Origin of the sequence: Streptomyces sp. SID14436 (assembly GCF_010548465.1) — a bacterium.
GTDB lineage: Bacteria > Actinomycetota > Actinomycetes > Streptomycetales > Streptomycetaceae > Streptomyces.
This window is the reverse complement of sequence record NZ_JAAGMD010000579.1, coordinates 1-14,232: the sequence shown is the minus strand read 5'-3', so window position 1 is coordinate 14,232 and position 14,232 is coordinate 1. Positions and strand designations below refer to the sequence as shown.

The following is a 14,232-nucleotide window of genomic DNA, read 5'->3' as shown; positions in this document are numbered from 1 at the left end:
CGACCGCCCCCGCGTTAGTAGAATTGTGAACGATATCCGTGAGGTCGAGGCAGTCGTCATCGGGGCCGGGCAGGCCGGGCTGTCCAGCGCCTACCACCTGCGGCGCACCGGTTTCGAGCCGGGGCGCGACTTCGTGGTGCTGGATCACTCCCCCGGCCCCGGCGGGGCCTGGCAGTTCCGGTGGCCCTCGCTGACGTACGGCAAGGTGCACGGGATGCACGCGCTGCCGGGCATGGAGCTCACGGAAGCGGATCCGGCGCGGCCCTCCTCCGAGGTCATCACCGAGTACTTCGACCGCTACGAGCGCGCCTTCGACCTGCGGGTGCGGCGCCCGGTGGACGTCCGGGCCGTGCGGGAGGGGACCGGTGGACGGCTGCTGGTGGAGACGTCGGACGGCGACTGGTCGGCCCGTGCGCTGATCAATGCCACCGGGACCTGGGACCGTCCGTTCTGGCCGCGCTACCCGGGGCAGGAGACGTTCCGGGGGCGGCAGCTGCACACCGCGCAGTACCCGGGGCCGGAGGCGTTCGCGGGGCTGCGGGTGGTGGTGGTCGGCGGCGGCGCCTCCGGTACGCAGCACCTGCTGGAGATCGCCCCGCTCGCGGCGGAGACGACGTGGGTGACGCGCAGGCCGCCGGTGTGGCGGGAGGGCCCGTTCGACGAGGAGGCGGGGCGGGCCGCCGTGGCGCTGGTGGAGGAGCGGGTGCGTCAGGGGCTGCCGCCGCGCAGTGTCGTCTCGGTGACGGGGCTGCCGCTCAACGACGCGATCCGGCAGGGTCTCGCCGACGGGGTGCTGGACCGGCAGCCCATGTTCGACCGCATCACCCCGGACGGTGTCGCGTGGGCGGACGGGCGGCAGGTGAGCGCCGACGTGATCCTGTGGGCGACCGGTTTCCGGCCGGCCGTGGAGCACCTCGCCCCGCTCCGGCTGCGGGAGCGGGGCGGCGGCATCCGGGTGGAGGGGACCCGGGCGGTCGCCGATCCCCGCGTCCACCTGGTCGGCTACGGCCCGTCGGCCAGCACCGTGGGTGCCAACCGGGCCGGGCGCGCGGCCGTGCGGGACATCCGGCGGCTGCTGGAGGAGGAACCGGTCGCGGCCTGACGCCCGCCCGGCGACCGCACGCCCTCAGCTCTTCTTCTGCTCCGCGGCCTTCTTCTGTTCGGCGTTGAACGCGGCGACGTTGCGCTGGTGCTCCTGGAAGTCGGCGGTGAAGCGGGTGTCGCCCGGCTTGACGGTGACGAAGTACAGCCAGTCGCCGGGCGTCGGGTTGATCGCGGCGCGCACCGCGGCCTCACCGGGGTTGTCGATCGGGGGGGGCGGCAGACCCATGCGTTCGTACGAGTTGTACGGACTGTCGATCTTGGTGTCGGTCGCCGTGGTGCTCAGCGAGGAGCGGTTGAGGGCGTAGTTGATGGTGGAGTCCATCTGGAGCGGCATGCCGCGCTCCAGCCGGTTGAAGATCACCCGGGCCACCTTGCCCATGTCGGCCGGGTCGTCCGCCTCGGCCTGGACGATGCTGGCGATGGTGACCGCCTGGTAGACGTTCATCTCGTTGCGCTGCGCGCCGGCGGCGACGGGGGCGCCGTTGAACTTCTTGTTGGCGGCGTCGACCATCGCGGACAGCAGCTTCTCGGGGCTGGCCTTGTCCTCGAGCGGATAGGTGGCCGGGAAGAGGTAGCCCTCCGGGTTGCCCTCGGCCTCCTGGGGCAGTTTGAGGCCGGCCTTGGGCAGGGACTTGCGGGTCGTCCCCGCGGGGAGGGCGAGGGCCTTGTCGACGGCCGCGTACACCTGGCTCGCGCGCCGGCCCTCCGGGATCACCAGCGTCTTCGGCCGGGACTCCCCGTCGTCGCCCAGCGTCAGCAGCGGCACCGCCACGGCGGTGCCGGCCACGACGGCCCCGGTCACGACGAGGGCGAGACGGCCTCGGCGCGTCAGTCGGATCGTGCTCCGTGGCGGAGTGTTCGTCTGCATGCGGGCACGGTAACCCGCGAAACGCAGCAAACCTGGCATATCGTCATCTTGTCGGCTCCAGTTGGGCGTCCCGGCGCACCAGAGCCGCGTAGCGCCCGTCCCGCTCCACCAGTTCCCGGTGGGTGCCGCGCTCGACGGCGCGTCCGGCGTCGAGCACCACGATCTGGTCGGCGCCCCGGACGGTGGACAGCCGGTGGGCGATGGTGAGCGTGGTGCGGTTGGCCGACAGCGCGTCGATGGCCTTCTGCACGGCGGCCTCGGTGCGGGTGTCCAGGGCGCTGGTGGCCTCGTCGAGGACCAGCACGGGCGGGTCGCGCAGGATGGTGCGCGCGATCGCCAGACGCTGCTTCTCACCGCCGGAGAACCGGTGGCCGCGCTCACCGACGACCGTGTCGTACCCGTCGGGCAGGGCGGCGATGTGGTCGTGGATCTGGGCGGCCTCCGCCGCCGCGTACAGCTCCTCGTCGGTGGCGTCCGGCTTCGCGAAGCGGAGGTTGTCGGCGACGGAGGCGTGGAAGAGGTACGTCTCCTGGGAGACCACGCCGACCGCGCGGGCGAGGGTGTCGAAGTCGAGGTCGCGGACATCCACCCCGTCGAGTGTGACCCGGCCGCCGGTCACGTCGTACAGACGGGGCACGAGGTGGCCGAGCGTGGACTTGCCGGCCCCGGTGGAGCCGACGACCGCGAGGCTGGAGCCCGCGGGGACGGTGATGTCGATGCCGTCGAGGACCGGGCCGCCCTTGCCGTCGTAGCCGAAGGTGACGTTCTCGAAGCGGACCTCGCCCTTGATCCGGTCGAGGTGCACCGGATCCTCGCGCTCGGTGATGTCGACCGGGAGGTCGAGGTACTCGAAGATGCGCTGGAACAGCGCGAGCGAGGTCTGGATCTGCACGCCGGTGGACAGCAGGCTCACGGCGGGCCGGAACAGGCCCTGCTGGAGCGAGACGAACGCGACGATGGTGCCGATCGAGACCTCCGGCCCGCCGGTGTGCAGGGCGATGCCCGCCGTCCAGTAGATGACGGCGGGCATCGCGGCCATGACGATCGTGATGACGGCCATGCGCCAGCGGCCCGCCATGTTCGACCGCACCTCGAGGTCCACGAGCCGCTCGGACTCGTCCGAGAAGGCCCGGGTCAGGGAGTCGGAACGGCCCATCGTGCGGCCGAGCAGGATGCCGCTGACGGAGAGCGACTCGGTGACCGTGGCGGCCATCGCCGCCATCTGCTTCTGACGCCGCGTGGTGATCTTCCTGCGTTCGTCGCCGACCCGGCGGCTGATCCACACGAACACCGGCAGCAGCACCAGGGTGACCACGGTCAGCCGCCAGTCGAGCGCGAGCATCGCGACGACGGTGGCGACCACGCTGGTCACATTGGACACCAGCGAGGTGGCGGTGGACGTCACGGTGGCCTGCATGCCGCCGATGTCGTTGGCGATGCGGGACTGGACCTCGCCGGTGCGGGTGCGGGTGAAGAAGGCGAGCGACATCCGCTGGAGCCGCCCGTAGACGGCCGTCCGCAGGTCATGCATGACCCGCTGACCGACCGTCGTGGAGATCAGCGTCTGCAGGACTCCGAAGACGCTGGTGAGGACGGCGCCGAGGATCATGCCGAGGGCGAGCAGGCTGAGCAGTCCGGTGCGGCCCTGCGGGAGGGCCACGTCGAGGATCGCCTTCAGCAGGAACGGGGTGGCTACCGAGACCAGCGACGCCGCCCCGACCAGCAGGCCGACGACGGCGAGGCGGCCCCGGTAGGGCCGGAACAACCGCAGGATGCGGCGCACCTGCCGGGGCTGCTGCCCGCCGTCGGCGGGCGGGGTCCAGGCGGGCTGGCGGTCGGGGTACATGGTCTCCTTCTACGTCTCCTCGGGAGGATGGCGGTCCCGCGGCACACGTCGGAACCCCGCTCATTGTTACCTGTATTCACAATGAACGGCATCCTGATAATGTTCCCGTATGACCTCCCCCGACCCCGACGGCCAGCTGGCCGAGCAGTTGCTGCGGCTCACCCGCCGGGTCCACCGCATCCAGAAACACCATCTGGAGCGGCGCGAGCTCGGCATCACCCCGGCCCAGTCCCGGCTGCTGCGGACGCTCGCCCACTACCCGTCGCCGCCGCGGATGGCCGATCTGGCGGAGCGCCTGGAAGTGGTGCCCCGGGCGGTGACGACGCTGGTCGACGGGCTGGAGGCGGGCGGCACGGTGCGACGGGTACCGGATCCGGCCAATCGCCGGGTGATCCGCATCGAGCTCACGGACGCCGGCCGGGCCGCGCTGCGCGAACTGCACGCCGCGCGCCGGGCCGCCGCCGAGGAGATCCTCGCACCGCTGGAGGACGAACAGCGCGCGGTCCTCGGACAGTTGCTGGACACCCTGGTCGACGGGGCCGTCTCCCCGCCCTGCCGCCACACCGTGGGCTGACCGCCTCGGCGCCGTCACCGCGGGGGTGATCGGCCGGCACCTCTGGGGGATCGGTCGTCAGCTCCGGGGGATCGGCCGGCACCTCCGGCGGGATCGGCCGGCACCTCCGGGGGGAGCTGCAGGGCCCGCCGGTTCCGGACGGCCGACGCGGAAAACCGCTTGCTTTCGTACACGCTGCGGGGTCAGCCTGTCACGGTTTGCTGCCCGCCGTCCTCGGGACGGCGCGCGCCCCCTGCCCGCACGTGCGCCGCGTGCCGCCGCGTGCGGCCCGCCGCCGAACCGACCGCCCCGAGACGAGCCGCGACGACGTCATGCAGATCCAAGACCTTCCGTTTTCCGATCCGGGTGTGCCGGACGCGCGGTCGGGCCCCCGCTTCCTGTGGTGGCTCTTCCGCAGCCAACTGGCCGGGCAGCTGAAGGCCCTGGCCTGGGGACTGGCGCACTTCGTCGCCGTGGCGTCCCTGCCGTTCGGAGTCGGCATCGCCGTGCAGGCCGCCGTCGACCGGTCCGGCACCCGACTCGCCCTGGCCGGCGGTCTGCTGGCGCTGGCCGGGGCCGGTCTGGCGGTCGGCGACACCCTGCTGCACCGGGCCGCCGTCACCAACTGGATCACCGCCGCCGCCCGCGTCCAGCAACTGCTGGCCCGCCGGACCGCCCTGCTCGGCTCCGCCCTGACCCGGCGCGTCGCGGCCGGCGAAGTGGTGGCGGTTTCCACGAGCGACGTCGAGAAGATCGGCTGGTTCGTGGAGGCCCTGTCCCGGTTCACCGCGGCGGCGGTCACCATCGTGGCGGTCTGTGCCGGGCTGGTCGTCCACCAGCCGGCGCTCGGTGTCGTCGTCGCCGTCGGGCTGCCGGTCATGGCGCTGGCGGTCCTGCCGCTGCTGCCCCCGGCCACCCGGCGGGCCGACATCCAGCGCGAGAAGTCCGGCCGGGCCACCGAGCTGGCCTCCGACACCGTGGCCGGCCTGCGCGTCCTGCGCGGCATCGGCGGTGAGGAGCTGTTCCTCGACCGCTACCGCCGCGCCTCCCAGGAGGTCCGGCACGCCGCCGTGCGCAGTGCCCGGATGTGGGCGCTGATCGCGGCCGTCCAGGTGCTGCTGCCCGGCCTGCTGCTGATCGCCGTCGTCGTGTACGGCGTCCACCTGGCCCGCCAGGGGCGCATCACCGTCGGTGAACTGATCACCGTGTACAGCTCGGTGATGCTGCTGACGTATCCGATCCGGCACTTCGAGGAGATCGCCATGGCGTACTCCTTCTCACGGCCCTCGGCCACGCGTGCCGCGCGGGTTTTGTCACTCGAACGGCCGACCGACACCGCGGGATCGCGGCCCGCGGTCCGCCCCTCAGGCGACCTGTACGACCCGCACAGCGGGCTGCTCGCCCCCGCGGGCCGGCTGACGGCCGTGGTGTGCGGGGACCCGGACGCGGCGGGACGGCTGGCCGAACGGCTGGGCGGGCACGCCGCGTCCGAGGGTGCCTCGGTGCTGCTCGGCGGGGTGCCCCTGGACGAACTGCCGCTGGACTGCGCGCGGGCCGCCGTCCTGGTCCAGGACAAGGACCCGGTGCTGCTGTCCGGCACCCTGCGGGAACTGCTCGACGTGCCGGGCTCCGGCCGGACCGAACCGGCCGCCGCGCTGGAGGCGGCGCAGTGCGCGGACGTGCTGGCGGCCCTGGTGCAGGGCTCGGCGGCCGTCGAGGACCCGATGGACGCCCGGATCACCGAGCGCGGACGGTCCCTGTCGGGCGGCCAGCGCCAGCGGCTCGCGCTGGCCCGGTCGCTGGTCACCGACCCCGAGGTGCTCGTCCTGGACGAGCCGACGTCGGCCGTCGACTCGCACACCGAGGCCCGGGTCGCCCGGGGCGTGCGCCAGGTGCGGTCGGGGCGCACCACGGTCGTGTTCACCTCGTCCCCGCTGCTGCTGGACCGCGCGGACCGGGTGGTGTTCCTGCACGACGGGACCGTCGTCGCCACCGGCGGCCACCGCGAGCTGCTGAGCACGGAGCCCCGGTACCGGGCCGTGGTCACACGGGAGACGGAGGACGGTGTCGACGCCGTCGGTGCCGTCGGTGCCGTCGGCGCCGTCGGTGCCCGGGGTGTGCGGGCCGAGGGCGCGCAGGCCGGGAGCGTAGAGGCCGGGAGCGTGGAGGCCGGCTGTGCGACGGCCCCGGGTGCCGGGACCGTCCGTGCGGAGGACAGCGGCGGAGCGCGGCGCGCGGAGGCGATCGGCGGGCCGCGGCGGCCGGTGCCCCGCGGGGACGACGTCGTGCCGCGACGAGAAGAAGACGATGTCCTGCCGCGACGGGAAGAGATCGAGGAGACGGCATGATCGGCGTGGCCCCGCCCGCCTACGACCCGGCGGCCCCGACCACGGCGGGCACCCTGCCGGTGGGGTCCCCGACGACCGTCCGCGCCTACGTGGGCGAGCTGCTGCGCCGGCACCGGCGGGCCTTCGTCCTGCTCGTCACGGTGAACACGGTCGCCGTCCTCGCCTCCATGGTCGGCCCCTACCTGCTGGGCGGCCTGGTGGAACGGGTCCCGGACCGGGCCCGGGACCTGCATCTGGAACTCACCGCCACGCTGTTCGTGATCGCGCTGCTGGTCCAGGCGGTGTTCGTCCGGCAGGTCCGGCTGCGCGGGGCGATGCTCGGCGAGCGGATGCTGGCCGATCTGCGCGAGGACTTCCTGGTGCGGTCGGTCGGACTGCCGCCCGGCGTGCTGGAGCGGGCCGGGACCGGTGACCTGCTGTCCCGGATCACCACCGACATCGACCGGCTCGGCAACGCGATGCGCGAGGCCGTGCCGCAGCTGACGATCGGCGTGGTGTGGGCGGTGCTGCTGCTCGGCGGCCTGGTCGCCACGGCTCCCGCACTCGCGCCGGCCGTCCTGGTGGCCGTGCCGCTGCTGGTGGCCGGCTGCCGCTGGTACTTCCGGCGGGCACCGGCCGCCTACCGGTCCGAGGCCGCCGGGTACGCGGCCGTCGCCGCGGCACTCACCGAGACCGTGGACGCGGGACGGACCGTCGAGGCGCACCGCCTCGGCGAGCGGCGCGTCGCGCTGTCGGACCAGCGGGTGCGGGAATGGACGGCCTGGGAGCGCTACACGCTCTGGCTGCGGTCGGTGCTCTTCCCGGTGGTCAGTCTGACCCATGTCACCGTGCTCACGTCCGTCCTGATGATCGGCGGGGTGTTCGTCCTGCACGGCTGGATCGGCGTCGGCCAGCTGACGACGGGCGCGCTGATCGCCCAGATGCTGGTGGATCCGGTCGGCCTGATCCTCAGGTGGTACGACGAACTGCAGGTGGCCCAGGTGTCGCTGGCCCGGCTGGTGGGTGTACGGGACATCGAGCCGGACGCGGGGGACGCGGAGCTCACCCCCGAAGGACGCCACGTCCGCGCGGACCGGGTGCGTTTCGGGTACCGGGAGGGCGTCGACGTGCTCCGCAAGGTCTCCCTGGAGGTCCCGCCCGGCACCAGGCTGGCGCTGGTCGGTCCCTCGGGCGCGGGCAAGTCCACCCTCGGCCGGCTGCTGGCCGGGATCTACGCGCCCCGGGACGGCCGGGTCACCCTCGGCAGCGCGGAGCTGGCCCGGATGACCGCCGAGCGGGTCCGCACCCACGTGGCCCTCGTCAACCAGGAACACCACGTCTTCGTGGGCTCGCTGCGCGACAACCTGCGACTCGCCCGCGCGGACGCCGGGGACGCCGAGCTGTGGGCGGCCCTCGGCGCGGTGGACGCGGACGGCTGGGCCCGCGCGCTGGACGACGGCCTTGACACCGAGGTCGGCTCGGGCGGACTGGCGCTCACCCCGGCCCAGGCCCAGCAGATCGCCCTCGCCCGGCTGGTACTGGCCGACCCGCACACCCTGGTGCTGGACGAGGCGACGTCGCTGCTGGACCCGCGGGCGGCGCGCCACCTCGAGCGGTCCCTGTCCCGGGTCCTGGACGGGCGCACGGTGGTGGCCATCGCGCACCGCCTGCACACCGCCCACGACGCGGACGTCATCGCCGTCGTGGAGGACGGCCGCATCACTGAGCTCGGCAGCCACGACGAGCTGGTCGCGGCGGACGGCGCGTACGCGGCCCTGTGGCGGTCCTGGCACGGCTGACCCGGGGGGGTGGGGCTGCTTGCTGCACCGGGGCCCGTGTCCCGCGCGGACGGCAGGGCGGACGGTGCGGCGTCGGGACGGAGCCCCGCCCCATGGCGGTGCGGCTCCGGGAGAGGACCGCACCCCCTTGGCACCCCGGCCGCGTGGCCCGGGCCCGGCCGCCTCCTGGCGCGGGCGGTGGTCCCTGCCGGAGCCGGCGGGCGCCGGGCGGGGCCGGCGGTGGAGGGGTGCCGTGGCGTTGCGCGGTCCCGAAGCGGGGTGGAAGGCTGGAGTCAGGCACCGGCTCGGGGAACACCCGGGTCCCCGGCGGACGGGGACGGGTGGCGCCGGTGTCCCGTACAAGGGCGGTCCGGTGCGGGCCGCGGCGGGAACGCGGGCGGCCCGTCCCCACCCCCTGGAGGTACCCGTGAACAGCGCCGACGGATGGGGAGACGACGTCTACCAGCCGGACGCGTCCGACATTCAGGACGACGCCGGACTGCTCGATGCCGAGGACACCCTGGACAACGACGGTGTCGACGACCCCCTCGACCGCGGCTGGTCCCCGCCCGAGCGGCCCTGGGCCGTGGAACACCCCGGCGTGACGGCGGCCGAACGCCGTCGGGGCGAGACCCTGGACCAGCGGCTCGCCGAGGAGCTGCCGGAGCCGGCCGCGCCCGACGGCGACGGTCTCGGGGACTGCGAGGGCAGCGACGGGGAACTCCTGGACAACGAGGTCGGCGCGGTCCGCTCCGGCCGTCTGGTGGCCCCCGACGAGGGGGCCCACGAGGACGAGGAGGAGGCCCTGGTCGCCACGGACGTCGGCATCGACGGCGCGGCCGCCTCCGCCGAGGAGGCCGCCATGCATGTCGTGGACGAGGACGCCCTGCCCGGCTGATCCCCGTCTCCGCCCTGCCCCCCGCTCTGCACCTGCCCAGGCCCCGCGCCTGTCCGAGTCGCCCGAGGACCCGAGGAGCATTCATGCAGCAGGACAAGCACCCCGACTACCACCCCGTCGTCTTCCGCGACCGGGCCGCCGGATACGCCTTCCTGACCCGGTCCACCGCGACCAGCGAACAGACCATCGACTGGGACGACGGCGAGACCTATCCGGTGGTGGACGTGGAGATCTCCTCGGAGAGCCACCCCTTCTACACCGGCAAGGCCCGGACGGTGGACACGGAGGGGCGCATCGCCCGCTTCGAGCGCCGCTACGGCGGTGAGGGCACCGGCTGACCGGACCGCACCCCGGGGCCCGCCCGCCGCGCGGGGCGGGCCCGCGGCCGTCAGATGACGTTGAGCGCCGCCGCGCAGCCCACGCCGCCGAGCAGCATGAAGGCGGGCATCAGCACCTTCAGCTCCACCCAGCTGCCGGCCCGGAACCGGAGCGCCTTCGGCGGGCCGACCGGGTACCAGCGTCTGCGGCCCACCGGTATGGGCCACAGGATCGGGCAGCCCGAGACGGTCAGCGCGTCCCCGATGTCGTGGACCAGCGCGCCCAGCACGATCGGCAGGCCGAGCCACAGGTACTCCTGGCCCGGCGCGGAGAACAGCCAGCCGGCCCCGTTGCCCGGCTGGTCGAGGATGCCGGCGATGATCCACGCGCTGGTCGCCGCCAGCAGCCACACCAGGACGTCGCTGCTGGAGCCGCGGGTGGCCCGCCACAGCAGGCCCTCGATGGCGAGCACCATGTGCACGAACAGGATGGCCAGCACCGCCCAGCGGCCACCGGTGATCGCCAGCGCGGAGGTGCCGGTGCCGATCAGGACGGCCCACAGCCAGGTGTGGGTGAGGGTGCGGTGCCCACCGCTGCGACGGGGGTCGCCTTGTTTCTTTGTCGCCTTGTAGACGGCGCAGGACAGTTTGTCGACGATCTCGCAGAGCCACCGGGACAGCGGTCCGAAGGCGCGCGAGATGGTGGCCGCCTTGTGGTCCAGGTCGGGGGCGAGCGCGGCTCCCGCGCAGATCAGCGCGCCGGCCAGGAGGACCGGCCAGGGCATGGGCTGACCGGCCGCGGCAGTGGCCGCGCCGACGCCGAGCCAGGCGGCGGCGCCCGACAGTGAGTGTGCTGGTCCCATCATCGCCGTGGCCCGCCCCATTTCTTGTGCACTGCCGCCCGGTTGACCCGGTGCGTTGACGCTCCGTCGGCGACACAGCGTAGCGTTCGCGATCTTCGGCCCCACATCCGATTCCCGCATCGGGTGACCGGGCAGGCAAGATGGGTGCGTGACCCTCATCGATCAGCTGCCGACGACCGCCGACCCCGACGCCCTGTACGAAGCCTTCGAGTCGTGGGCCGTCGAACGCGGTCTCACGCTCTACTCCCACCAGGAGGAGGCACTGATCGAGGTGGTCTCCGGGGCGAACGTGATCGTCTCGACGCCCACCGGATCCGGCAAGAGCATGATCGCGGCGGCCGCGCACTTCGCCGCTCTGGCACGGGACGAGGTGACCTTCTACACGGCGCCGATCAAAGCGCTGGTGTCGGAGAAGTTCTTCGAACTGTGCAAGATCTTCGGCACGGAGAACGTGGGCATGCTGACCGGCGACGCGTCCGTGAACGCGGACGCGCCGGTCATCTGCTGCACCGCCGAGGTCCTCGCCTCGATCGCGCTGCGCGACGGCAAGGACGCGGACGTCGGCCAGGTCGTCATGGACGAGTTCCACTTCTACGCCGAGCCGGACCGCGGCTGGGCCTGGCAGATCCCGCTGCTGGAGCTGCCGCAGGCACAGTTCGTGCTGATGTCGGCGACGCTCGGTGACGTCTCCTTCTTCGAGAAGGACCTCACCCGCCGTACCGGCCGCCCCACCGCGGTGGTCCGGTCGGCGACGCGGCCGGTGCCGCTGTCCTACGAGTACCGGTACACGCCGCTCACGGAGACGCTGACCGACCTGCTGGCCGCCCGGCAGGCGCCGGTCTACATCGTGCACTTCACCCAGGCACAGGCGGTGGAACGGGCGCAGGCGCTGATGAGCATCAACATGTGCACCCGCGAGGAGAAGGACAAGATCGCCGACCTGATCGGCAACTTCCGCTTCACCACCCGCTTCGGCCGCAACCTGTCGCGGTACGTCCGGCACGGCATCGGGGTGCATCACGCCGGCATGCTGCCCAAGTACCGGCGGCTGGTGGAGAAGCTGGCGCAGGCCGGGCTGCTGAAGGTGATCTGCGGTACGGACACGCTCGGCGTGGGTGTCAACGTGCCCATCCGCACGGTGCTGTTCACCGCGCTGACGAAGTACGACGGCAGCCGGGTGCGGACCCTGCGGGCGCGGGAGTTCCACCAGATCGCGGGCCGTGCCGGACGCGCCGGCTTCGACACCGAGGGGTTCGTCGTCGCCCAGGCTCCCGAGCACGTCGTCGAGAACGAGAAGGCGCTGGCCAAGGCGGGCGACGACCCGAAGAAGCGCCGCAAGGTGGTGCGCAAGAAGGCGCCCGAGGGTTTCGTGGCGTGGTCGGAGCAGACCTTCGAGAAGCTCATCGGTTCCGAACCGGAGCCGCTGACCTCCCGCTTCCGCGTCACGCACACGATGCTGCTGTCGGTGATCGCCCGGCCCGGCAACGCCTTCGAGGCGATGCGCCGGCTGCTGGAGGACAACCACGAGCCGCGCAAGCAGCAGCTCAGGCACATCCGGCGGGCCATCGCCATCTACCGTTCGCTGCTGGACGGCGGCATCGTCGAGAAGCTGGACACGCCGGACCCCGAGGGCCGCATCGTCCGCCTGACCGTCGATCTCCAGCAGGACTTCGCGCTGAACCAGCCGCTGTCCACGTTCGCGCTGGCCGCGTTCGAACTGCTCGACCCCGAGTCGCCGTCCTACGCCCTGGACATGGTGTCGGTGGTGGAGTCGACGCTGGACGATCCCCGGCAGATCCTCGCCGCCCAGCAGAACAAGGCCCGCGGGGAGGCCGTCGCCGCGATGAAGGCGGACGGCGTCGAGTACGAGGAGCGCATGGAGCGCCTCCAGGACATCACGTACCCGAAGCCGCTGGAGGAGCTGCTCTTCCACGCCTACAACACGTACCGCAAGAGTCACCCCTGGGTCGGCGACCATCCGCTGTCGCCGAAGTCCGTGGTCCGCGACATGTACGAACGGGCGCTGTCCTTCACCGAGTTGGTCGCGCACTACGAACTGGCCCGCACCGAGGGCATCGTGCTGCGCTATCTCGCCAGTGCCTACAAGGCGCTGGACCACACCGTGCCGGACGACCTCAAGTCGGAGGATCTGCAGGATCTGATCGCCTGGCTGGGCGAGATGGTGCGCCAGGTGGACTCCAGTCTGCTTGACGAGTGGGAGCAACTGGCCAATCCGGAGGAGATGACCTCCGAGGAGGCCCAGGAGAAGGCCGACCAGGTCAAGCCCGTCACGGCGAACGCGCGGGCCTTCAGGGTGCTGGTGCGCAACGCGATGTTCCGCCGGGTGGAGCTCGCCGCGCTGGACCGGGTGGACGAGTTGGGCGAGCTGGACGCCGAGTCGGGCTGGGACGCCGACGCGTGGGGCGAGGCGATGGACAAGTACTGGGACGAGTACGAGGAGCTCGGCACCGGTCCCGACGCGCGCGGCCCCAAGCTGCTGCTCATCGAGGAGGAGCCGCAGCACGGGCTGTGGCGGATCCGGCAGATCTTCGACGACCCGAACGGCGACCACGACTGGGGCATCAGCGCCGAGGTCGACCTGGCCGCCTCCGACGCGGAGGGCCGCGCGATCGTGCGGGTCACCGACGTCGGCCGGCTGTGACCGCGGGAGCAGACCACCCATGACGAATCCGGCCGACAGCCTCGTTGCCCTGCTCGACCTGGAGCAGATCGAGGTCAACATCTTCCGCGGGCGCAGTCCGCAGGAGTCGCTGCAGCGCGTCTTCGGCGGCCAGGTGGCGGGGCAGGCGATGGTCGCCGCGGGCCGCACCACCGACGGGGACCGCCCCGTGCACTCGCTGCACGCGTACTTCCTGCGGCCGGGCCGGCCGGGGGTGCCGATCGTGTACCAGGTGGAACGGGTGCGGGACGGACGGTCGTTCACCACCCGCCGGGTCACCGCGGTCCAGCAGGGCCGGACGATCTTCAATCTCACCGCCTCCTTCCACCGGCCGGAGCCGGCTGCCTTCGAACATCAGGTGCCGCCCTCCTGCGAGCTCCCCGAGCCGGAGTCGCTGCCGACACTGGCGGACGAACTCCGCGAGCATCTGGGTGAGCTGCCGGAGCAGTTGGAGCGGATGGCCCGTCGCCAGCCCTTCGACATCCGGTACGTGGACCGGTTGCGCTGGGACCCGGACGAGGTCAAGGGCGCTGAGCCGCGCAGCGCGGTGTGGATGCGGGCGGTCGGTCCGCTCGGCGACGACCCGCTGGTGCACACCTGCGCCCTGACGTACGCCAGCGACATGACGCTCCTGGACGCCGTGCGGATCCCCGTCGAGCCGCTGTGGGGGCCGCGCGGTTTCGACATGGCGTCGCTGGACCACGCGATGTGGTTCCACCGTCCGTTCCGCGCGGACGAGTGGTTCCTGTACGACCAGGAGTCACCGGTGGCCACGGGCGGGCGGGGTCTGGCCCGGGGCCGGATCTACGACCGCGCGGGACGGCTGCTGGTGTCGGTCGTCCAGGAAGGGTTGTTCCGGGCGCTGTAGGTCTGGCGTTGGCCAGCGGCTTCGGCGCCCGGCGGGAGCCGTTCGGGCCTGCCGAGGGGCTGGTCCGGGCGTCAGCCGGCCGGTGTCCGGCGCCGGCGGCGGAGCAGGCGGCGCAGCCGGGAGGGCGATC

The 14,232-nt window shown here is 72.8% G+C and carries 11 protein-coding genes; 8 read left to right on the top strand and 3 right to left on the bottom strand.

Going from position 1 to position 14,232, the window contains the following annotated elements; genetic code table 11:
• The first annotated feature begins 25 nt into the window (after nucleotides 1-25).
• Nucleotides 26-1,102 (top strand): NAD(P)-binding domain-containing protein, encoded by a 1,077-nt coding sequence (locus G3I53_RS20250; RefSeq protein ID WP_343240654.1) that lies wholly within the window; start codon nucleotides 26-28, stop codon nucleotides 1,100-1,102.
• Nucleotides 1,103-1,126: 24 nt separating this feature from the next.
• Here G3I53_RS20250 and mltG read toward each other — a convergent pair whose 3' ends face one another.
• Both mltG and G3I53_RS20240 read right to left on the bottom strand, forming a co-directional pair.
• Nucleotides 1,127-1,972, bottom strand: a complete 846-nt coding sequence (gene mltG / locus G3I53_RS20245) for an endolytic transglycosylase MltG (RefSeq protein WP_164332495.1) — start codon at nucleotides 1,970-1,972, stop codon at nucleotides 1,127-1,129.
• A 43-nt stretch (nucleotides 1,973-2,015) separates the two neighbouring features.
• Entirely contained in the window at nucleotides 2,016-3,818 is a 1,803-nt protein-coding gene (locus tag G3I53_RS20240) for an ABC transporter ATP-binding protein (protein WP_164332496.1), read from the bottom strand.
• Between the two features lie 109 nt (nucleotides 3,819-3,927).
• Here G3I53_RS20240 and G3I53_RS20235 point away from each other — a divergent pair, with 109 nt between their 5' ends.
• The 5 genes from G3I53_RS20235 to G3I53_RS20215 all read left to right on the top strand — a co-directional run bounded on the left by G3I53_RS20235 (nucleotide 3,928) and on the right by G3I53_RS20215 (nucleotide 9,712).
• Nucleotides 3,928-4,392 (top strand): MarR family transcriptional regulator, encoded by a 465-nt coding sequence (locus G3I53_RS20235; RefSeq protein WP_164332497.1) that lies wholly within the window; start codon nucleotides 3,928-3,930, stop codon nucleotides 4,390-4,392.
• A gap of 311 nt (nucleotides 4,393-4,703) precedes the next feature.
• Nucleotides 4,704-6,719, top strand: coding sequence for an ABC transporter ATP-binding protein (locus tag G3I53_RS20230; protein ID WP_239064000.1), 2,016 nt, complete (start codon nucleotides 4,704-4,706; stop codon nucleotides 6,717-6,719).
• The gene (locus G3I53_RS20225; protein ID WP_164332498.1) at nucleotides 6,716-8,497 is read left to right on the top strand and encodes an ABC transporter ATP-binding protein; all 1,782 of its coding nucleotides are present in this window, start codon (nucleotides 6,716-6,718) and stop codon (nucleotides 8,495-8,497) included. The genes G3I53_RS20230 and G3I53_RS20225 overlap by 4 nt, the downstream gene beginning before the upstream one ends.
• Nucleotides 8,498-8,903: 406 nt before the next feature.
• The gene (locus G3I53_RS20220; RefSeq protein WP_164335548.1) at nucleotides 8,904-9,374 is read left to right on the top strand and encodes a DUF5709 domain-containing protein; all 471 of its coding nucleotides are present in this window, start codon (nucleotides 8,904-8,906) and stop codon (nucleotides 9,372-9,374) included.
• 83 nt (nucleotides 9,375-9,457) lie between these two features.
• Nucleotides 9,458-9,712, top strand: coding sequence for a type B 50S ribosomal protein L31 (locus G3I53_RS20215; protein WP_164335550.1), 255 nt, complete (start codon nucleotides 9,458-9,460; stop codon nucleotides 9,710-9,712).
• 50 nt (nucleotides 9,713-9,762) lie between these two features.
• Here the strand turns inward: G3I53_RS20215 and G3I53_RS20210 are convergent, their stop codons facing one another.
• Nucleotides 9,763-10,557, bottom strand: a complete 795-nt coding sequence (locus G3I53_RS20210) for a metal-dependent hydrolase (RefSeq protein WP_164335552.1) — start codon at nucleotides 10,555-10,557, stop codon at nucleotides 9,763-9,765.
• A 145-nt stretch (nucleotides 10,558-10,702) separates the two neighbouring features.
• Between G3I53_RS20210 and G3I53_RS20205 the strand changes: the two genes are divergently transcribed.
• Both G3I53_RS20205 and G3I53_RS20200 read left to right on the top strand, forming a co-directional pair.
• Nucleotides 10,703-13,216, top strand: coding sequence for a DEAD/DEAH box helicase (locus tag G3I53_RS20205; RefSeq protein ID WP_164335554.1), 2,514 nt, complete (start codon nucleotides 10,703-10,705; stop codon nucleotides 13,214-13,216).
• A 19-nt stretch (nucleotides 13,217-13,235) separates the two neighbouring features.
• Complete coding sequence (locus G3I53_RS20200) at nucleotides 13,236-14,102, top strand: acyl-CoA thioesterase II (protein WP_164335556.1); 867 nt, start codon at nucleotides 13,236-13,238, stop codon at nucleotides 14,100-14,102.
• Nucleotides 14,103-14,232 lie beyond the last annotated feature (130 nt).